Source organism: Microbacterium sp. ARD31 (assembly GCF_031844425.1).
Window position 1 is genome coordinate 75,969 of the sequence record NZ_JAUZVE010000003.1, and the last position, 19,277, is coordinate 95,245.

Sequence of the window (19,277 nt, forward strand, 5' to 3'; positions counted from 1 at the left end):
CCTCAGAGCTGGTTGCCGAGCTTGAACTCGCCATCGCCCGCCGCCTCGGGCGCGCGCGTGTACGAGAAGCCGTCGGCGCCGATCGTCACCGCCATCTCGGACGAGTCGGTGCGGGCGACGACGGGCTGCGGGTTGCCGTCGAGGTCGAGCACGAGCGAGGCATCCGTGTACCAGCTCGGCACGACGGGGTTGCCCCACCAGTCGCGGCGCTGGTTGTCGTGCACGTCCCACGTGACGACGGGGTTGTCGGGGTCGCCGGTGTAGTAGTCCTGCGTGTAGACCTCGACGCGGTGCCCGTCCGGGTCGCGCAGGTACAGGTAGAACGCGTTCGAGACGCCGTGACGGCCGGGGCCGCGCTCGATCGCGTCCGACCGCCGCAGCGCGCCGAGCTTGTCGCAGATCGCGAGGATGTTGTGCTTCTCGTGCGTCGCGAAGCAGACGTGGTGCATGCGGGGACCGTCGCCGCCGGTCATCGCCGTGTCGTGCACGGTGGGCTTGCGCCGCATCCACGCCGCGTACACCGTGCCCTCCTCGTCCTGGATGTCCTCCGTCACGCGGAAGCCGAGGGACTGCATGAAGTTGACGGCGCGCGGCACGTCGGGCGTCACCTGGTTGAAGTGGTCCAGCCGGACGAGCTCGCCGGGGCTGTAGAGGTCGTACCGCCACGACAGCCGCTCGACGTGCTCGGTCGCGAAGAAGAACTCGTACGGGAAGCCGAGCGGGTCGACGACGCGCACCGAGTCGCCGATGCCCTTCGTGAACCCGTTCGGCTCGCGCCGCACGTCGCACCCCAGCTCGGAGTAGAACGCGACCGCCCTGTCGAGGTCCTCGGCCGAGCGCACCCGGTACGAGAACGCGGCGACGGCGGCGATCGGGCCCTGCCGCAGGACGAGGTTGTGGTGGATGAACTCCTCGGTCGAGCGCAGGTAGATCGCCTCGTCGTCCTCCTCGGTGACGTGGAGCCCCAGGATGTCGACGTAGAAGACGCGGGATGCCGCGAGGTCGGTGACGACCAGTTCCATGTACGCGCAGCGCAGCACGTCGGGGGCGGGCGAGGAGGGGGTCGGGATCGGGTTGTCGGAGCGGATGGGGGACTCCTGGCTCACCCAGAAGCCGGAGGAGGTGAGGGTCATGTCGTCGCGGTGGCTCATGTCAGCGTCCTTGCGTGAGTGAGGGAGGTCAGTTCTTGCCGAAGGTCGGGTTGTGCACCTTGCCGAGGGTGATGTGCACGGCCTGCTGATCGGTGTAGAAGTCGATCGAGCGGTATCCGCCCTCGTGCCCGAGGCCCGAGGCCTTGACGCCGCCGAACGGGGTGCGGAGGTCGCGCACGTTGTTGGAGTTCAGCCAGACCATTCCGGCCTCGACGGCCTGCGAGAAGTTGTGCGCCCGCTTGAGGTCGTTGGTCCAGATGTAGGCGGCGAGCCCGTACTTCGTGTCGTTCGCGAGCGCGAGGGCCTCGTCGTCGGTGTCGAACGGCGTGATCGCCACGACGGGGCCGAAGATCTCCTCCTGGAAGATCCGCGCCGTCGGCGGCACGTCGGCGAACACGGTCGGCGCGACGAAGTTGCCGTCGTCGAAGCCGTCGGGCCGGCCGCCGCCGGCGACGAGCCGACCCTCGGTCTTGCCGAGCTCGACGTACGACATGACCTTGGCGTAGTGCTCGGGGTGCACGAGCGCGCCGACCTCGGTGGCCGGGTCGTGCGGGAATCCGACCTTGACCCGCGCGGCCTGCGCCGCGTAGCGCTCGACGAACTCGTCGTACACCTCGCGCTGGACGAGGATGCGGCTGCCCGCCGTGCAGCGCTCGCCGTTGAGCGAGAACACCCCGAAGATCGTCGCGTCGATCGCGGCCTCCAGGTCCGCGTCGGCGAAGACGACCGCGGGGCTCTTGCCGCCCAGCTCCATCGACAGGCCCTTGAGCCAGGGCGCGGCGTTCGCGAAGATCAGCTGCCCCGTCGAGCTCTCGCCCGTGAACGAGATGAGCGGCACGTCGGGGTGCTTCACGAGCGCGTCGCCGGCCTCTTCGCCGAGACCGTTGACGAGGTTGAAGACGCCCTGCGGCAGTCCCGCCTCTTCGAAGATGCCCGCCCAGAGGGATGCCGACAGCGGCGTGAACTCCGCGGGCTTCAGCACCACGGTGTTGCCCGTGGCGAGCGCGGGGCCGAGCTTCCACGACTCGAGCATGAAGGGCGTGTTCCAGGGAGTGATGAGTCCCGCGACGCCGATCGGCTTGCGGTTGACGTAGTTGATCTGCCGGCCCGGCACCTTGAACGTGTCGTCGGACTGGGCGACGATCAGGTCGGCGAAGAAGCGGAAGTTCTCGGCCGCTCGGCGGGCCTGCCCGAGCGCCTGCGTGATCGGCAGGCCCGAGTCGAAGGACTCCAGCTCCGCGAGGCGCTCGTCGCGCGCCTCGACGAGATCGGCGATCCGGTGCAGCACGCGCGAGCGCTCGCGCGGCAGCATCCGCGGCCACGGGCCGTCGGTGAACGCGCGACGCGCGGCCGCGACGGCGGCATCCACATCGGCCTTCTTGCCCGCCGCGGCCTGCAGGTACACCCGGTTCGTCACGGGGTCGAGCACGTCGAAGGTGTCGCCGTCCTGCGAGTCGACGAAGGCGCCGTCGATGTAGTGCTGGATGCGGGTGGGGAGGTCCGCGGGCGTGTGCGGGGCCGCGAGGGTGGGATCCGTCATGTCGTGCGTCCTTGCTCGAGGGTCAGAAGTTGGGGAGGCCGAGCGCTTCGCCCGGGTGTTCGTGGATCATGTAGGCGTCGAGCGTCGCGGAGCGGTGTCGCCGGGCCGCCTGCTCGATCTCGCCGAGCGGCGCGCCGCGCTCGATGAGCGCGACGATCTGCTCGTGCTCGCGCACCGACTCCTGCGCACGCCCCGGGACGAAGCTGAACGTCGAGTCGCGAAGGTGCCCGAGACGCGCCCACTCGGACTCGACGAGCTCCAGCATCCGCGGGTTCGCGCACTTGGCGTAGAGCGTCGCGTGGAACACCTGGTTGAGCCGCGTGAACGAGTGCGGGTCGAAGTCGCTGAGCGACTGGATCATCCGCTCGTTGGTCTCGCGGGCGAGCCGGAGGTCGTCGGCGGTGAGGCGGCGCGCGGCGAGGGCGGTCGCGGTGCCCTCGAGGATCGACAGGGCCTGCATGCTGAAGCGGTACTGCGTGTCGTCGACCATCGAGACGCGGGCGCCGACGTTGCGCTCGAACGTGACGAGCCCCTCGGCCTCGAGTTGGCGGACCGCCTCGCGGACGGGCACGACGCTCATGCCGAGCTCGCCCGCGATCGTGCCGAGCACGAGGCGGTAGCCCGGCGTGAACTCCTGCGAGGCGATGCGCTCCTTCACCCAGTGATAGGCGCGCTGCGACTTGCTGAGATCCGCCGACGCCGTCAGTTCGTCGCCCGCCATGCGCGGTACCGGTCCTTCCACTCGCCCGCGAGCGGGAACAGTCCGTCGACCGCGTGGCCCTCGGCGACGCGCTCGGCGATCCAGCCGTCCTCGATCTCCTGCTCCAGCGCGGCGTCGACGACCTCGGCGGCGAGCGCCGGGGGGATCACGATCACGCCGTCCGCGTCGCCGACGAGGACGTCGCCGGGCTGCACCGTCGTACCGCCGCACGCGATCGTCACGTCGGCATCCCACGGCACGTGACGGCGGCCGAGGACCGCCGGGTGCGCACCGGCGGTGTACACCGGGATGCCGACGGCCGAGACGGCGTCGACGTCGCGGACGCCGCCGTCGGTGACGATGCCCGCCGCCCCGCGCGCGTGCGCGCGGATCGCGAGGACGTCACCGAGCGTGCCCGAGCCGGACTCGCCGCGGGCCTCGATCACGATGACCTCGCCCTCGCCGACAGCGTCGAACGCGCGCTTCTGCGCGTTGTAGCCGCCGCCGTGGGAGTCGAAGAGATCCTCGCGGTTCGGGACGAAGCGGAGGGTGCGGGCGAGCCCGACGAGCTTCGCACCCGGGTGGAGGGGACGGACGCCGTCGATCGTGACGTTGTTCAGGCCGCGCTTGCGCAGCTGCTGCGACAGCCCGGCGACGGGTGCCCGCTCGAGCTTCGCGCGGAGCTCCGGGTCGAGCCCCGGCGCGGGCAGACCCGCGGCCTCGCGCGAGCCCCATGCCTCGGCGCGCTGCAGGTCGTCGGCGGCGGGGAGGGAACCCAGGGCGGGGTCGAACGCCCGCTCACCCTGCATCACCGTCGTGCGCAAGCGGCCGGACGAGGGGGCACCGGCGGCATCCGGGGCATCCACCTCCACCTCGACGACGTCGCCGGGGACGACCACCGACGACCCGGCGGGGGTGCCGGTGAGGATGACGTCGCCGCGCTCGAGGGTCATGTGCTGCGAGAGGTCGGCGACGATCTGAGCGAAGGGGAAGATCAGGTCGGCGGTCGTGTCGTCCTGCGCGAGCTCGCCGTTCACCCAGGCGCGCACACGCAGCGCCCCGGGGTCGACCTGGCGGGCGTCGATGAGGTGCGGCCCGATCGGCGTGTACCCGTCGCGGCCCTTGGAGCGGACGTTCGAGCCGCGGTCGTTCGCGCGCAGGTCGTAGAGACCGAAGTCGTCGGATGCCGTGACCCACCCGACGTGCGCCCACGCCTCCGCCGCGCCCACGTGGCGCGCATCGGTGCCGATGATGAGCGCGACCTCGGCCTCGAAGGCGAGGAGCTCGGTGCCGGCGGGTCGCTCGATCTCGTCGCCCGACGCGGCGAGCGAGCTCGACGGCTTGAGGAAGTAGGACGGCGCGGCGGGGCGGCGTCCGCGCTGGTCGGCGCGCGAGGCGTAGCTGAGGTGGACGGCGACGATCTTGCCCGGGCGCTGAGGAAGGGCGGCGAAACGCGGATCGACGGGGGTCGTCGGTTCGATGTCGTGGGTCATGAGCTCCCTCGCTCTTGCGGCATATCCCAAATCGTATATTATCTAACCGATCGCAGCAACCATGAGGACCACTGCGCACCCGACAACGTCGTCACCAGGAGTCAATGAAGATGAGCCAACGCTCGCGCACGGGGTTCACCCCCACCGGAACGATCAGCAGCCCCACCGACCGTCGCCGCGTCGTGTTCGCGACCGTCGTCGGCACCACCGTCGAGTGGTACGACTTCTTCATCTACGCCCAGGCGGCGGGGCTCGTCTTCGCCCAGCTCTTCTTCGCACCGCTGGGGGAGAGCACGGCGACGATCCTGTCGTTCCTCACCGTCGGCATCAGCTTCCTGTTCCGCCCGCTCGGAGCGTTCCTGGCCGGACACTTCGGCGACAAGTACGGCCGCCGCGTGGTGCTGGTGGTGACGCTCATCCTGATGGGTGTCGCGACGACGCTCGTCGGCCTGCTGCCGACCTGGACCGTCATCGGCCTCGCCGCCCCGATCCTGCTGATCTTCCTGCGCATCCTGCAGGGCATCTCGGCCGGCGGCGAGTGGGGCGGTGCGGTGCTCATGGCCGTCGAGCACGCCCCGAAGCAGAAGCGCGGGCTGTTCGGCGCCTCGCCGCAGATCGGTGTGCCGATCGGTCTGCTGCTGGCCTCGGGGATGATGGCGCTCATGTCGGTGCTCGCCCCGGGCGACGCGTTCCTCGAGTGGGGCTGGCGTGTGCCGTTCCTCTTCTCGATCGTGCTGATCCTCGTCGGGTACTACATCCGCCGCCGTGTCGAGGAGAGCCCCGTCTTCCTCGAGCTCGCCGAGCGCAAGGAGCGCACCCGCACCCCGATCGTGCAGCTGTTCCGCAAGCATGCGCTCCTCGTCGTCATCGCGGCGCTCGTGTTCGCCGGCAACAACGCCGCCGGCTACATGACCACCGGCGGCTACATCCAGAACTACGCCACCAACCCCGAGGGCCCGCTGGCGATGGACCGCAGCGGTGTCCTCCTCGCCGTCACCGGCTCGGCCCTGTTCTGGCTCGCCTCCACCTGGACCGCCGGCTGGATGAGCGACCGCATCGGCCGGCGCTCGACCTACATCGGCGGCTGGATCCTGCAGTTGATCGGCGTGTTCACCCTCTTCCCGCTCGTCAACACGGGGGACCTCGGCCTGCTGTTCACGGGTCTCGCGATCCTCGCCATCGGTCTCGGCTTCACGTACGGGCAGCAGTCGGCCTACTACGCCGAGCTCTTCCCCGCCTCGATCCGATTCTCCGGCGTCTCGATCTCGTACGCGATCGGCGCGATCCTCGGCGGCGCCTTCGCTCCCACCATCGCGACCGCGCTCGTGCAGGCGACGGGGTCGACCTGGTCGGTCGCGTTCTACCTCGCCGGGATGACCGTGCTCGGCCTGCTGGCGACGCTGCTGCTGCGTGATCGCACCGGCATCCCCCTCGGGCCCGATCACGAGGAGGAGCAGGCGAAGAGCCCGATCTACGGGGTGGCCCGGGCCTGAGATCCCGGATGCCGCATCCGACCGTCCTCCCGAAAGCGAGCATCATGCAGTTCCACCACCACGGCTACGTCTCCGGCGATCCTCGCGTCGAGAACGCCGCCGGCACGGGGATCGACCGACCCGAGGAGCTTCCCGACGAGACCGACGTCCTGATCGTCGGGTCGGGACCGGCGGGGATGCTGCTGGCCGCCCAGATGTCGCAGTTCCCGGCGGTCTCGACGCGCATCATCGAGCGGCGGGGCGGGCGGCTGCCCCTCGGCCAGGCCGACGGCATCCAGCCGCGCAGCGTCGAGACGTTCCAGGCGTTCGGGTTCGCCGAGCGGATCACCGCCGAGGCCTACAACATCGGGTACATGAACTTCTGGGGCCCGGACCCGGAGGACCCGTCGCGCATCCGCCGCACCAGCCGCACCGAGGACTACGGGCTGAAGATCAGCGAGTTCCCGCACCTGATCGTCAACCAGGCGCGCGTGCTCGACTACTTCGCCGAGGCGGCGGCGCTCGGCCCCGGCCGCATCCGCCCGGACTACGGCGTCGAGTTCGTCGGACTCAGCCGGGACGATGCAGACGAGTACCCGCTCACGGTGCGGGTGCGCCACGTCGAAGGTGCGCGGGCCGGCGAGGAGCGCACGATCCGCGCGAAGTTCGTCGTCGGATGCGACGGGGCGCGCAGCGGCGTGCGCGAGGCGATCGGACGGCGGCACGTCGGGCGGTTCGCGGCGCACGCGTGGGGCGTCATGGACGTGCTCGTGAACACGGACTTCCCCGATTGGCGCATCAAGTGCGCGATCACCTCCGAGGCGGGCAACATCCTGCACATCCCGCGCGAGGGCGGGTACCTCTCGCGCATGTACATCGACCTCGGCGAGGTGCCCGACACCGACAACCGCGCGGTGCGCAGCACCCCCACCGAGGAGATCATCCGCCGCGCGAACGAGATCCTGCATCCGTACTCCATCGACGTGAAGCAGGTCGCCTGGCACAGCGTGTACGAGGTCGGGCACCGCGTCACCGATCGCTTCGACGACGTCGAGGACGGCGACGGCCGCACCCCGCGGGTGTTCCTCACCGGCGACGCCTGCCACACGCACAGCGCGAAGGCGGGGCAGGGCATGAACGTGTCGATGCAGGACGGGTTCAACCTCGGCTGGAAGCTCGGGCACGTGCTCACCGGGCTGGCCCCGGCATCCCTCCTGTCGACCTACTCGGGCGAGCGTCAGCCGGTCGCGCAGCAGCTCATCGACTTCGACCGCGAGTGGTCCTCGCTCATGGCCCGCAAGCCCCACGAGATCTCGGACCCCGACGACCTCGCGAACTACTACCTCGCGACCGCCGAGTTCCCCTCGGGGTTCATGACCCGCTACGAGCCGTCGGCGATCGTCGCGGACGACCGGCACCAGGCGCTCGCCGAGGGCTACCCCGTCGGCAAGCGTTTCGCGTCGGTCCCGGTGACCCGGGTGAGCGACGGCAACGTCGTGCACCTCGGTCACCATGCCCGCGCCGACGGACGGTGGCGGGTATACGCCTTCGCCGACACGGATGCCGCGGCCCTGGGCACGTGGGCGGAGTGGGCGGCATCCGCCGATTCACCGCTGGTGCGGTTCACGCCCGCCGGCGCCGACGTCGACGCGGTGTTCGACGTGAAGGTCGTGTACCCGCAGTCGTACGACGAGGTGGAGCTGCACGCGGTGCCGGAGGTCTTCCGGCCGCGGACCGGCCCGCTCGGCCTCATGGACTGGGAGAAGGTCTACGCGGCCGGGCCCGGCGCCTGGAACTCCGTCGACATCTTCGCCGAGCGCGGCATCGACCGCCGCGGCGCCGTCGTCGTCGCGCGCCCCGACCAGTACGTCGCCGCCGTCCTGCCGCTCGACGCGCCCGCCGAGCTCGACGCCTTCCTGTCGCGCGCGTTCGCGGGCTGACGCGCGCGGACGGGCGGGCGGCTCGCGGGCGGCTCGCGCCAGCCGACGCGACCTGCGCCCATCCCGCGTGCGAGACCGCACTTCGCGTCGGGTCGCGGTCGCGAGGGGTCGCAGATGGTCGGGCAGGATGCCGGGAAGCGACCATCCGCGACGTCTCGTCGCGCTCGCGCCACGCCCCGGGCTTCCGCGTCGACCCGACGCGATCTGCGCCCATCCCGCGTGCGAGACCGCACTTCGCGTCGGGTCGCGGCCCGGAGGGGTCGCAGATGGTCGCGCGAGCGGCGGGGGAGCGACCATGTGCGACGCCTCGGCGTTCGGGGCCGAGCTCCGGGGCTCATATCGCGGCGAGAAACTCGGCACCACCCCTTCCGGGCGACGGGGCGGAGTTCGTAGCGTGGAGCCATGGCGCGTGACGACGACCGACCCGAGGACCTCTACACCGGACCCATCGACCTGTCGGCGCTCGCCGCGGAGGACGGCGATCTCGAGATGCCCGAGATCAGCTACGACGAGCAGCGGTACCCCGCGCGTCCGCGCCGGCTCCGCCCGCGCGACAACCTGCGCGGCAGCAGCGTGCGCCGGATCCGCACCGACCCGCGTACGGCGAACGGGACGAACCCGTCGTACGTCGAGTGGCTGGTGCGTCAGTCGATGCTGAAGGATGCCGACGTCCTGGCGCGCCAGCTGTCGGGACAGCCCACGATGTGGCGCAACGCCTATGCGCGCCCCGACGCCCGCCGGGCGATCGCGACGAGCGACGTGTGGTTCACCGCGTACCCGATCTCGCTCATCACGCGCCCGGGCCAGTCGTTCCTGTCGGCCCTCGGTGACGACGAGCTCTGGTCGGTGTTCGAGCGGATCGGCATCACCGCCATCCACACGGGGCCCGTCAAGCGCGCCGGCGGCATCGAGGGGTGGGGTGAGACCCCCAGCGTCGACGGGCACTTCGACCGCATCAGCACGGCGATCGATCCGGCCTTCGGCACGGAGGACGAGTTCCGGGCTTTGTGCGACGTGGCCGACTCGCACGGCGGCAGCGTCATCGACGACATCGTCCCCGGCCACACCGGCAAGGGGGCGGACTTCCGCCTCGCCGAGATGGGGTTCAAGGACTACCCGGGGATCTACCACATGGTCGCGATCCCGCCGGAGGACTGGCACCTGCTGCCCGACGTCCCCGAGGGCTACGACAGCGTCAACCTCGACCCGGCGACCGAGCACACCCTCGCCGAGCACGGCTACATCATCGGCGCCCTGCAGCGCGTCATCTTCTACACGCCCGGGGTGAAGGAGACGAACTGGAGCGCGACCGCTCCCGCGATCGGTCCCGACGGGGTCACGCGCCGCTGGGTGTACCTGCACTACTTCAAGCAGGGGCAGCCCTCGATCAACTGGCTCGACCCGACTTTCGCCGGTATGCGCCTCGTGATCGGCGACGCCCTGCACTCCCTGGGCGAGCTCGGCACGAGCGCGCTGCGCCTCGACGCGAACGGATTCCTCGGGGTGGAGAAGAGCGCCGAGGGTCTGCCCGCGTGGTCGGAGGGGCATCCGCTCTCGCACGCGGCGAACCACATCATCGCGGGCATGGTGCGCAAGGTCGGCGGCTTCACGTTCCAGGAGCTGAACCTGACGATGGAGGACATCCGCGACACGGGCGCCGTCGGCGCCGACCTGTCGTACGACTTCATCGGACGTCCGGGCTACCACCACGCCCTCGCCACCGGGCAGACCGAGTTCCTGCGACTCGCGCTCACCTCGTCGCTCGCGCTCGGCGTCGCGCCGGTGCAGCTCGTGCACGGGCTGCAGAACCACGACGAGCTCACCTACGAGCTCGTCCACTGGGCGACCCGCCACGCCGACGAGGAGTACGGCTTCCGCGGCGAGACGATCACCGGCGGCGAGCTCGCCGAGGTGGTGCGTGCCGAGCTGACCGAGAAGCTGGTGGATGCCGGTGACTACAACCGCGTGTTCACGCAGAACGGCATCGCCTGCACGTCGACGTCGCTCATCGCGGCGACCCGCGGCATCCCGTCCCTCGACGACATCACCGACGACGACGTCCCCGCGATTCGCGACGCGCACCTCCTGCTGTGCGCGTACAACGCGTGGCAGCCGGGCGTGTTCGGGCTCTCGGGCTGGGACCTCGTCGGCATGCTGACCCTGCCCGCCGACGAGGTGGCCGACCTGATCGGCGCCGGCGACACCCGGTGGATCGAGCGCGGTGCGCACGACCTGCTCGACGTCGACCCGGGCGCGACCCGTTCGACCTCGGGCATGCCGCGCGGCCGGGCGCTCTACGGTCCGCTGCCCGCGCAGCTCGAGGACCCCGACTCGTTCGCGTCGCGCCTGTCGGCGATCATCGACCTGCGCCGCGCGCACGGGGTGGCGACGGCGACGCAGGTCGACATCCCCGAGGTCGCGCACGCCGGCATGCTCGTCCTGGTCCACCGCCTGGACGAGGGGATGCCGGAGGCCGACGCTCCCATACAGGTGACGGTCCTGAACTTCTCGGCCGAGCCCATCGAGGGCACCGTGCGGTCGGAGCACCTGACGCCGCAGAGCGATGTCCGTGACGCGGCCGCCGACGAGGTCATCGGTCGCGTCGACGACCTGCAGAGCTTCTCGGTGTCGCTGCCCGCCTACGGCGCCCGGTTCCTGCTGCTCGAGCCGCAGGCCGAGGAGGACTGACGGAGCGGATGCCGGGGCGCAAGCCCCCCGGCGATGTCCGGCGCCCTGCGTAGCGTCGTCCCATGAGCGACCAGAACACCCCTTCCGAGAACGACACCACCGACCCCGCCGAGGGTCACGCGCTTCCGCCCGAGACCGGGCAGTCGGGCGAGATGCTCGGCGGTCCGAGCGGCGACACCGCCGTCAAGGACCCCGAGGAGTGGGTCACCGGCGACGAGCCGATGACCGGCGCGCAGCGCAGCTACCTCGACACCCTCGCGCGGGAGGCGGGCGAGCAGATCCCCGCCGACCTCACGAAGGCGCAGGCCTCCGAGCACATCGACCGTCTGCAGCAGGCGACCGGGCGCGGCGCCTCCGACTGAGCGGCGAGACGACGCCGCGCTCGGTCAGGCGAGCGCGGCGTCGATGCCGGCGAGCGGCACGGGCAGCCAGTCCGGACGGTTGCGGGCCTCGTAGATCGACTCGTACACGGCCTTGTCGAGCACGAGTGCCCGCAGCAGCACGGGGTCGAGGGCGATCGCCCCGGGCGCGGCGGTGTAGGCGGCCAGGAAGGCCTCGCGGCAGGCCGCCGCCCAGGCCGCGGCATCCGGTCCCGCCCCGACGGCACCCGCGTAGTCGAAGGACCGCAGCATGCCGGCCACGTCGCGCGGCGGGAGGTCGGGGACCGCCCGCTCGGCCATCGGCCGCAGCGGCTCGCCCTCGAAGTCGACGATCCGCCAGCCGCCGTGCGGCACGGCGAGCACCTGGCCGAGGTGCAGGTCGCCGTGGATGCGTTGCAACCGCGGCCGGGAACGTTCCAGCGCGGCGGTGTACACGGCACCGATCGCGGCCAGTCGGTCGGCGACGGCCGGGACCTCAGCCGCCGCGATCGCGAGACGGCGGCGCCAGGCGCGGCCGACCGCCTCGAGCTGTTCGGGGGAGGCTTCGACCGACTCGAGCGCGTTGCGCAGGTCGCCGTGGACCCCCGCGACCGCGGCGCCGAGGTCGCTGGCCGCGTCGGTGAAGTCGCGGCCCTCGCGGGCGGCATCGAGCGCGATCGCCCATCCGTCGCGCACGCCCGGCAGGAACTCCTGGGCAAACCCGAGGGTGCCGCGGGCCGTGCCGCTCTCGCGGCCGACGTCGGGCCACTCGGCATCCGCACTGCCGTAGAACCGCGGCACGTACGGTGATCCGGCGTCGCTCAGCACCCGCTGCACCGTGACGTCGGGATTCTCGCCGTGGTGCAGGGTGCGGAAGAGCTTGAGGATGATCGTGGGGGACCCGTCGACGTCGTAGACGATCGACGTGTTGGACTGCTCCCCGGTCAGGACCCGCGACCCGGTCACCCGGCTGGTGTCGACACCCATGTCCGCGAGGAGGCCGACCGTGAAGGCGGGATGCCGCGTGGCGTCCACCACCGCCTGCCCCTCCGCGGTCGTGGTGACGACCTCCAGGTCTCCGGCGTCGCTCACCTCGGCGAGCGGCACGTTGTAGAGAGTGGGGACCGCGCCCGCGTCGTCCATGAGGAGGTAACGGGTCGCGCCCGCCATGGGCTGCGCGTCGAGCACCCGGAACCGCGGATCGTGACTCTTGCCCGCGTACCAGCGCTGCCGTGCCACCCAGGCACCGAGGTCGTCGTCGAATCCCACACGTCTAGCCTGGCCCGAGCAGCCGCCCCGGGGAAGGGGTGGACGAGGAATCGTCGAGACGTTATGGGACGGCGGTCACGCCAGCGGCAGGCGGAGGGTGAACGCGGTGTGTCCAGGGGTACTCTCGACCCCGATCGAGCCGTCGTGGGCGGCCACGATCGCTTCGGCGATCGACAGGCCGAGCCCGGTACTCCCGGCATCCCGGTTGCGCGAAACGTCGCCCCGCGCGAACCGTTCGAACAACCTGTCGCGGATGTCGGGCGCGATCCCGGGTCCGTCGTCGGTCACCTCGAGCACCGCATCCTCGCCGTCCAGCCGGAGGGCGAGGACCACGCGGGTACCGGGTGGGGTGTGGGTGCGCGCGTTGCGCAGGAGGTTCGCGACGACCTGCCGGAGCCGATTCTCGTCGCCGGTCACCTCGATCGTGTCGTCGTCGCCGAGGTCGAGCAGCCACGTCCGCGACGGGTCGGCGGCATGGGCGTCGCTGACCGCGTCGATCGCGAGCATCGTGAGGTCCACGCTCTCGCGGCGCAGCCGCTGACCGGCGTCGAGCCGGGCGAGCAGCAGGAGATCCTCGACGAGGTCGGCCATGCGTGTGGACTCCGAGGCGATGCGGTCGAACGCGCGTTGCTGCGTGGGTGTCATCGGCGCGTTCTCGCCGAGGGAGAGTTGCGCGTACCCGCGGATTGACGCGAGAGGCGTACGCAGCTCGTGACTGGCATCGGCGATGAAGCGCCGGAGCTGATCCTCGCTGTGCTGGCGCGAGGTCAGCGCCGACTCGATGTGGGCCAGCAGGACGTTCAGGGAATGACCCACCCGACCGACCTCGGTCGCGGGATCGGTGTCGCGGTCGGGCACGCGCTCGGGGATCTCGACCTCGCCGATGGCGAGCGGGCGCGCCGCCACGCGGTCGGCGACGGCGGCGACACGGTCGAGAGGGCGCAGCGTCCGGCGCACGACGAGCGACAGCCCGATGAGCACGAGCAGCAGTGCCGTGCCTGCCACGGCGACCTGGATGACGGTGAGGGCGGAGGTGGTCGCGGTCACCTCGTCGAGCGAGATGCCGGCGACCACCCGCATCCCGTTCTCCTCCTGAGCCGCGAGGCGGAACTCGCCGAGGCTCCCGCCGAGGTCGACCGTCTCGGGTGTGCGCGAGGGGAGCTCCGCGCGCGTGATCGCCTCGAGCTGACTCTCGGCGAGCGTCGTCTCCTGGCCGTCGTCGCCCGTGTAGCTCGACGACACCACCGAACCGTCCGAGGCGAACACGGCGTGCAGCGACCCGATGCGCGGTGCGGGACCTTCGCGGTCACCGGAGGCGCCGCCGGACGGGAACGAGCCCCCCGGCATCCCCCCGCCGACGCGGACGATCTGCAGGGTTTCCAGCACCTGGCCGTCGAGCCGGTCGTAGACGAAGGTCCGCAGAGCAAGCGAGGTCGCCAGGCCCGTGACGAGCAGGGCGATCGCGACGAGCGCACCGGTGCCGACGACGAGGGTGCGCCGCAGCGTCCAGCGTCTCCGTCCGCTCCGACCCGTTGCCCTCATGAGGCGGACTTGATCGTGTACCCGACGCCGCGCACCGTGTGGATCAGGGGTTCGCCGAGGGTGTCGATCTTCTTCCGGAGGTAGGAGATGTAGATCTCGACGACGCTCGACGTGCCGCCGAAGTCGTAGCTCCACACCTGGTCGAGGATCTGCGCACGGGAGAGCACCCGTCGGGGGTTCTGCATGAGGTAGCGGAGCAGTTCGAACTCCTTCGCCGTCAGCTTGATCGGGATGCCGCCGCGCTCCACCTCGTACGTCTCCTCGTCGAGCGTCAGGTCGCCGACCCGGAGACGGGTCTCGGCCGCGGCGGCCGCAGCCACGTGACGACGCGCCATCGCGCGCAGTCGGACGACGACCTCCTCGAGGTTGAAGGGCTTCGTCAGGTAATCGTCGCCGCCGGCGCTGATGCCGGCGATGCGATCCTCGACCGCATCCTTCGCCGTCAGGAAGAGGACGGGAACGTCGTTGCCGGCTGAGCGCAGGCGGCGCAGCACCTCCATGCCGTCGATGCCCGGCATCATGATGTCGAGCACGACGAGGTCTGGGGCGAACTCGCGCACCAGGGTGAGGGCCTCCTGGCCGTTCGCGGCGGTGCGGGCGTCCCAGCCCTCGTTCTGCAGCGCCATGCGGAGCAGGTCGCTGAGGTTCGCCTCGTCGTCGACGACCAGCACGCGGATCGGGGAGCCGTCGATGCGGGTCATCGGGGTCGGGCGGGTGGCGTTCATGGCATCAGCTTTCCGTGTTCGAAGGGGGAATGCGACCGTGCGACGGGCCGGAAAGGCACGCCGCACGGTCGCGCGGGATCAGGAGCGTTCGCCGGCGCCGGCGGCACCGTCGGGTGCGGTGCCGCCGCGGGGGCCGCCGCCCATTCCGCCCCCCATCCCGCCGGCGACGGCTTCTCCCGCCGTCACCGTGACCGACGTCGCGCCCGCCGACACCGTGTAGGTCCCATCGGCCGCGATGTCGGCCGACGAGAACACCACGGTCTGGAACTCCTTCTCCGCCGTGGTGGAGAAGACGACCGTGCCGTCGGCATCCGTGATCTGGATCTCATCTCCAGCGGATCCGCTGACGGTCGCGGCGATCCACGCCTGCGCGCTGCCGCTGTCGGGCGACTCGGCCATGCCCGAGCTGCCCACGGCGAGGAGCGTGCCGCCGGAGACATCGAAGCCCCCGTTGCTGTCGAGCGCACCGTTGCCGGACGAGGTCGGACCCCAGACGACGATGTCGCCGCCGGTCACGGTCACGGAGCCGTTCGAGTCGATCCCGTCCCCGCCGGCATCCACCGTCAGGGTGCCCCCCGAGATCGTGATGGTCTCACCGGTGTCGGCCATGCCGCCGCCCATGCCGCCCTCGTCGGCGCTTGCGGCGCCGGCGTCGCCGCTGCCGTTCAGTGCGTCGTCGGAGGAGGTGACCGCGACGTCACCACCGCTGATGGTGATGTCGGTCGCCTCGAGTCCTTCGTTCGACTGTCCGACGGTCACCGTGCCGCCACCGATCTCGAGCGCCGCCTCGGCGTGCGCACCGTCGTCTCCCGCGCTGATCGTGACCGTTCCGCCGAGGATCCCGATCGAGCCGTCCGAATGCAGACCGTCGTCCGTGGCGGACACGTCGACCGAGCCGTCGCCGATCGCGACGACGACCCCCGCGCTGATGCCCTTCGAGCCGGCGTCCGCCGCGCCCTCGGCGCTGATCGACACCGTCCCGCCCGTGATCACGGCATCGGTGGTTGCGGCGATGCCGTCGTCACCACTGGTGGCGGTGATGTCACCGCCGGAGATCCAGACGTACCCACGCGTGGCGTCTTCGTCGTCGTCGCTCTTGAGTGCATCGCCGCCGGCAGTGACGTCGAGCGTTCCGCCCGAGATGACGAGGGCGTCCTTGCCGCGGAGGGCGTCGTCGGCGGCATCCACCGTGATCGTCCCGCCGATGATCGCGAGGTCGTCCGTGCTGGCGATGCCGTCGTTGCCGTTCCCCGAGATGACGAGCGAACCGGTTCCACCGATGGTCAGGTCGGCATCGGCGTAGACCGCCGCGTTCGCTGCGGCGCTGTCGTCGTAGCTCGTGGCGTCCGAGACCGAGTTCTCGCTGCCGTCGGCGAGCGAGATGGCGACGTCGTCGGCCGTCGTGACAGAGATGGCGGCGCCGTCGTCGTTCGTGATGTCGACGCCGTCGAGGATGAGCACGACCTGCGCGTCGTCGGGTGCGGCGACGACGATAGACCCGGCGAGGTCGCCGCTGAGCCGGTAGACGCCGGCGGCCGAGATGGTGATTGTGCCGCCGTCGACGCTCACGCCGTCGCCGGACGCCGTCGCGGTCGATCCCTCGAGAGTGACGTCGATCGCGTCGTCCGCCGACCACTCGTCGTCGTCCACGACCGTGGCGTCCTCGTTGGCGGCGAGGACGGCCGCGGGGTCGAGGTCGGAGTCGATCTCGGCGACCGCGACGGTGGCGGAGTCGTCCGTCGTGGATGTGGTTCCGCTCGTGCCGGTCGAGGCGACGCCGGTGACGGCGCACCCCGCAAGGACGAGCCCCGCGAGGGCGAGGGGGACGGCAGGAAGGATCAGGCGGCGGCGCATGGCAGCTCCTCGGTGTGGATGGTGGTGGATGCGGGGGAGAAGGGGCCGCGCAGGAGGCGTCCCCAGCGGTTGCGGGGGAGGTCGGGGCTCATCGCGGCGAGTCCGGTCGCGTATTTGCTGACCGAGACGGGACGGTGCCCGGCACGCCACAGCAGTCGGTCGAGGGCGGATGCCGACGACGGCGACTTCGTCTCGACGATCGCCAGATCGGGGAGGGAGAAGCCTGAGCCGTCGGGGCGTTCCCAGCGCAGGTCGGTGTCGATGGTCGCCCGCGACGACTGGTCGGGGGCGAGGAGTGTGGCACGTGCGTACCGGGTGACGAGCGTGGCATCCAGCTCGTCGACGCGACCGCTGTCGACGCCGATCGTGGCGAAGGCGGCGGCGACCTCTTCCTGAGCCTCGGGGGTGAGGACGGCGCGCTGGGCGACGTCGTACTCCGACCGTTCCTTGACCGTCGTCCCACGAGCGCCGCGCGTCTTGATCTCGAGGTAGGCGGCGTGGGTGTCGACGTAGGTGCGGGTACGGAGCTTGAATCGACGGCGGCGGGGCTGCGCGGCCATGTGGAAGCTCAGCAGGTCGGGGGTATCGAAGTAGACGGACTCGTAGGCGAATCGGCGGGCGCCGCCGATGTCGAGGACGCGGGTGCGCTCGTCGACCCGCGAGAGCAGGCCGCCCAGTGCGGACTGGGGCACGACGTACTTTCGGTCGACGCGGGCCAGGAGTGCCGCCTCGGCCACCATGTCCTCGAGGCTCACCCCGTCGAAGCGGGCGAGAGCGTCGGGGCTCATCGGACCGCTCCGGCTGCGAGGCGGCCGTCCACCTGCGACCCCGTCGAGTCGGGCGCGGGGCGATCGTTGTCCGCGATGCGGTAGCGCACGTCGACGGTGGTCGTGTCGTTCACGAGGTCGAGCTCCTGCACGGTCAGCGAGGTGACCTCTCCGCCGAGCCGCTGCCCGACGAGGGCGCGGAGCGCGGTCTCGTCGGCCTCGGCACGGTCGAGGCGCACCACTTGGTGGCGGCTGCGGGAGAGCAGACGCGGGTGGTCGGCCGCCCACATCACGACGAGGATCAGCGCGATGAGTCCGGTGACGGGCAGGATGTCGGTGGTCGGGAGGCCGGCCATGAGGCCTGTGGCCAGTGCGGCGAAGTAGTAGGCCACCTCGCGCTGCGAGATCTCCGACGACCGGAGCCGGATGATCGAGAGCACACCGAACAGCCCGAGGCCGAGTCCGAGCGCGACCTCGGCGGTGCCGAGGACGGTCGCGACGGCCATCACCCCGACGTTGACCCCGAGGAAGGCGACGACCAGGTCGCGGCGGCGGTGGCGTCGGTAGTAGAGCCCCAGGCTGAGGATGAGGGCGGCGGCGAGGTCGATCGCGATGAGCGAGATCGAGGCGATGGTCATGGGTTCCTCCGTGGGGATGTGGTGACGATCTCCATTCGAGTGGCGGCACCTTCACCGTTCCTAAGAGGCGCATTGACGGCCGATTCGAGGCGGGAAGCGCGCGGGTTCCGGCCGAACACCACGCTCCGCTGGATGAGGTAGCCGAGCGTGAACAGCGCCGCCTCGGTGACGAGCTTGGCGGCGAGCAGCGGCATCCCGGCCGCGGTGAGCATCGTCATCCAGGCGACGTTCGAGGCCAGCAGTGCGCCGGCGAGGAGCGCGTACCGTGTCGCCTGGCGGTGCAGCGCACCGGTACCGTCGCGACGGAAGACGACGTGCCGATTGACGACGAAGTTCACGGTCGCGCTGACGACCCGGGCGGCGACGATGGACGGGATCAAGGCTCCCGTCACCGCGGTCAGGACGAGGAGCAACAGGGTGTCGACGGCGAACGCGAATAGCGACGAGGCCGCGAACAGCAGCAGCGGCACCCCTACGCGCAGGGTGTCGACCAGGGGGCGGAAGTGGCTCGACGCGTTCCCCGCCACGTAGACGGTCTCGATCGGGACCTCGCACGTCTCCCACCCGTCGCGGTGACAGCGCAGGAGCACGTTCTGCTCGTACTCGAAGCGGTCGCCGCGCTGCGCGAGCAGCCAGGGCAGCATGACGGGCGGGATGCCGCGCAGCCCGGTCTGGGTGTCGGAGAGGGTCCATCCCGCCGCGAGACGGAACGTCGCCCGCGCCGCCCCGTTGCCGAGCCTGCTGCGCATCGGATTGCCGCGTCGGCCGGTGTCGCGGCATCCGAGCACCATCACCGGCGCGCCGGAGTCGACCGCGGCGACGGTGGTCGCGCCGACGTTCAGGATGTCGGCGACCGTGTGCTGGCCGTCGGCATCGGCCGTGACCACGGAATGTCCGGGGAAGGCGCTCATCGCGTGCCGGAACCCCGTGCGCAGCGCTGCGCCCTTCCCCTGGTTCCGCACGTGTCCGAGGACCGTCGCCCCGAGTGCCGCGACGTCGTCGAAGACGGCGGCATGGCGGGGTCCGCTGCCGTCGTCGACGACGACGATCGGGATGCCGGGAGCGGAGATCGTGAGCGCGCCGACCAGGTCGGTCAGGGCGACGTCGGGTTCGTAGGCCGGGATGAGGATGATCACGGC

15 protein-coding genes are annotated in these 19,277 nt (G+C 71.1%); 4 read left to right on the top strand and 11 right to left on the bottom strand.

Translation table 11 applies throughout. The features are described 5' to 3' along the window. Nucleotides 1-2: 2 nt before the first annotated feature. From hpaD to Q9S36_RS10865, 4 genes are read right to left on the bottom strand one after another with little or no spacing between them, the layout of a single operon-like run. The gene (gene hpaD, locus Q9S36_RS10850; protein ID WP_311285155.1) at nt 3-1,151 is read right to left on the bottom strand and encodes a 3,4-dihydroxyphenylacetate 2,3-dioxygenase; all 1,149 of its coding nucleotides are present in this window, start codon (nt 1,149-1,151) and stop codon (nt 3-5) included. A 28-nt stretch (nt 1,152-1,179) separates the two neighbouring features. Further along, nucleotides 1,180-2,691 (bottom strand): 5-carboxymethyl-2-hydroxymuconate semialdehyde dehydrogenase, encoded by a 1,512-nt coding sequence (gene hpaE / locus Q9S36_RS10855; protein WP_311285156.1) that lies wholly within the window; start codon nt 2,689-2,691, stop codon nt 1,180-1,182. Nucleotides 2,692-2,713: 22 nt separating this feature from the next. Continuing rightward, the gene (locus Q9S36_RS10860; RefSeq protein WP_311285157.1) at nt 2,714-3,412 is read right to left on the bottom strand and encodes a GntR family transcriptional regulator; all 699 of its coding nucleotides are present in this window, start codon (nt 3,410-3,412) and stop codon (nt 2,714-2,716) included. Next, nucleotides 3,394-4,884 carry a fumarylacetoacetate hydrolase family protein gene (locus Q9S36_RS10865; protein WP_311285158.1) on the bottom strand — a complete coding sequence of 497 codons (1,491 nt, stop codon included), beginning with the start codon at nt 4,882-4,884 and terminating at the stop codon, nt 3,394-3,396. The genes Q9S36_RS10860 and Q9S36_RS10865 overlap by 19 nt, the downstream gene beginning before the upstream one ends. Nucleotides 4,885-4,994: 110 nt before the next feature. On the opposite strand from Q9S36_RS10865, the gene Q9S36_RS10870 reads away from it, so the two are divergent. The 4 genes from Q9S36_RS10870 (at nt 4,995) to Q9S36_RS10885 (ending at nt 11,346) form a co-directional block, all read left to right on the top strand. Next, the gene (locus Q9S36_RS10870) at nt 4,995-6,377 is read left to right on the top strand and encodes an MFS transporter (protein ID WP_311285159.1); all 1,383 of its coding nucleotides are present in this window, start codon (nt 4,995-4,997) and stop codon (nt 6,375-6,377) included. A gap of 44 nt (nt 6,378-6,421) precedes the next feature. Continuing rightward, entirely contained in the window at nt 6,422-8,296 is a 1,875-nt protein-coding gene (locus Q9S36_RS10875) for an FAD-dependent monooxygenase (protein ID WP_311285566.1), read from the top strand. A gap of 402 nt (nt 8,297-8,698) precedes the next feature. After that, nucleotides 8,699-10,984, top strand: a complete 2,286-nt coding sequence (treS, locus tag Q9S36_RS10880; protein WP_311285160.1) for a maltose alpha-D-glucosyltransferase — start codon at nt 8,699-8,701, stop codon at nt 10,982-10,984. A gap of 62 nt (nt 10,985-11,046) precedes the next feature. Next, a complete protein-coding gene (locus Q9S36_RS10885) occupies nt 11,047-11,346 on the top strand; it encodes a DUF3072 domain-containing protein (RefSeq protein WP_396653746.1) in 300 nt (99 codons plus the stop codon). A gap of 24 nt (nt 11,347-11,370) precedes the next feature. Here the strand turns inward: Q9S36_RS10885 and Q9S36_RS10890 are convergent, their stop codons facing one another. The 7 genes from Q9S36_RS10890 to Q9S36_RS10920 form a co-directional block, all read right to left on the bottom strand. Continuing rightward, a complete protein-coding gene (locus Q9S36_RS10890) occupies nt 11,371-12,612 on the bottom strand; it encodes a maltokinase N-terminal cap-like domain-containing protein (protein WP_311285161.1) in 1,242 nt (413 codons plus the stop codon). A 75-nt stretch (nt 12,613-12,687) separates the two neighbouring features. Beyond that, nucleotides 12,688-14,154, bottom strand: a complete 1,467-nt coding sequence (locus Q9S36_RS10895; RefSeq protein ID WP_311285162.1) for an ATP-binding protein — start codon at nt 14,152-14,154, stop codon at nt 12,688-12,690. Then, a complete protein-coding gene (locus tag Q9S36_RS10900) occupies nt 14,151-14,879 on the bottom strand; it encodes a response regulator transcription factor (RefSeq protein ID WP_290440309.1) in 729 nt (242 codons plus the stop codon). Before Q9S36_RS10900 ends, Q9S36_RS10895 begins: the two co-directional genes overlap by 4 nt. A gap of 78 nt (nt 14,880-14,957) precedes the next feature. Next, entirely contained in the window at nt 14,958-16,733 is a 1,776-nt protein-coding gene (locus tag Q9S36_RS10905) for a carbohydrate-binding domain-containing protein (protein ID WP_311285163.1), read from the bottom strand. Beyond that, complete coding sequence (locus tag Q9S36_RS10910; protein ID WP_311285164.1) at nt 16,718-17,521, bottom strand: polyphosphate polymerase domain-containing protein; 804 nt, start codon at nt 17,519-17,521, stop codon at nt 16,718-16,720. The genes Q9S36_RS10905 and Q9S36_RS10910 overlap by 16 nt, the downstream gene beginning before the upstream one ends. Continuing rightward, nucleotides 17,518-18,138 carry a DUF4956 domain-containing protein gene (locus tag Q9S36_RS10915; RefSeq protein ID WP_311285165.1) on the bottom strand — a complete coding sequence of 207 codons (621 nt, stop codon included), beginning with the start codon at nt 18,136-18,138 and terminating at the stop codon, nt 17,518-17,520. The genes Q9S36_RS10910 and Q9S36_RS10915 overlap by 4 nt, the downstream gene beginning before the upstream one ends. Beyond that, complete coding sequence (locus Q9S36_RS10920) at nt 18,135-19,274, bottom strand: GtrA family protein (RefSeq protein ID WP_311285166.1); 1,140 nt, start codon at nt 19,272-19,274, stop codon at nt 18,135-18,137. Before Q9S36_RS10920 ends, Q9S36_RS10915 begins: the two co-directional genes overlap by 4 nt. Nucleotides 19,275-19,277: the final 3 nt, after the last annotated feature.

Coding starts and splice junctions, on each gene's coding strand:
- hpaD (WP_311285155.1), bottom strand. CDS start 1,151: ATGAGCCACCGCGACGACATGACCCTCACCTCCTCCGGCTTCTGGGTG.
- Q9S36_RS10865 (WP_311285158.1), bottom strand. CDS start 4,884: ATGACCCACGACATCGAACCGACGACCCCCGTCGATCCGCGTTTCGCC.
- Q9S36_RS10875 (WP_311285566.1), top strand. CDS start 6,422: ATGCAGTTCCACCACCACGGCTACGTCTCCGGCGATCCTCGCGTCGAG.
- hpaE (WP_311285156.1), bottom strand. CDS start 2,691: ATGACGGATCCCACCCTCGCGGCCCCGCACACGCCCGCGGACCTCCCC.
- Q9S36_RS10910 (WP_311285164.1), bottom strand. CDS start 17,521: ATGAGCCCCGACGCTCTCGCCCGCTTCGACGGGGTGAGCCTCGAGGAC.
- Q9S36_RS10915 (WP_311285165.1), bottom strand. CDS start 18,138: ATGACCATCGCCTCGATCTCGCTCATCGCGATCGACCTCGCCGCCGCC.
- treS (WP_311285160.1), top strand. CDS start 8,699: ATGGCGCGTGACGACGACCGACCCGAGGACCTCTACACCGGACCCATC.
- Q9S36_RS10905 (WP_311285163.1), bottom strand. CDS start 16,733: ATGCGCCGCCGCCTGATCCTTCCTGCCGTCCCCCTCGCCCTCGCGGGG.
- Q9S36_RS10860 (WP_311285157.1), bottom strand. CDS start 3,412: ATGGCGGGCGACGAACTGACGGCGTCGGCGGATCTCAGCAAGTCGCAG.
- Q9S36_RS10885 (WP_396653746.1), top strand. CDS start 11,047: ATGAGCGACCAGAACACCCCTTCCGAGAACGACACCACCGACCCCGCC.
- Q9S36_RS10900 (WP_290440309.1), bottom strand. CDS start 14,879: ATGAACGCCACCCGCCCGACCCCGATGACCCGCATCGACGGCTCCCCG.
- Q9S36_RS10895 (WP_311285162.1), bottom strand. CDS start 14,154: ATGAGGGCAACGGGTCGGAGCGGACGGAGACGCTGGACGCTGCGGCGC.
- Q9S36_RS10870 (WP_311285159.1), top strand. CDS start 4,995: ATGAGCCAACGCTCGCGCACGGGGTTCACCCCCACCGGAACGATCAGC.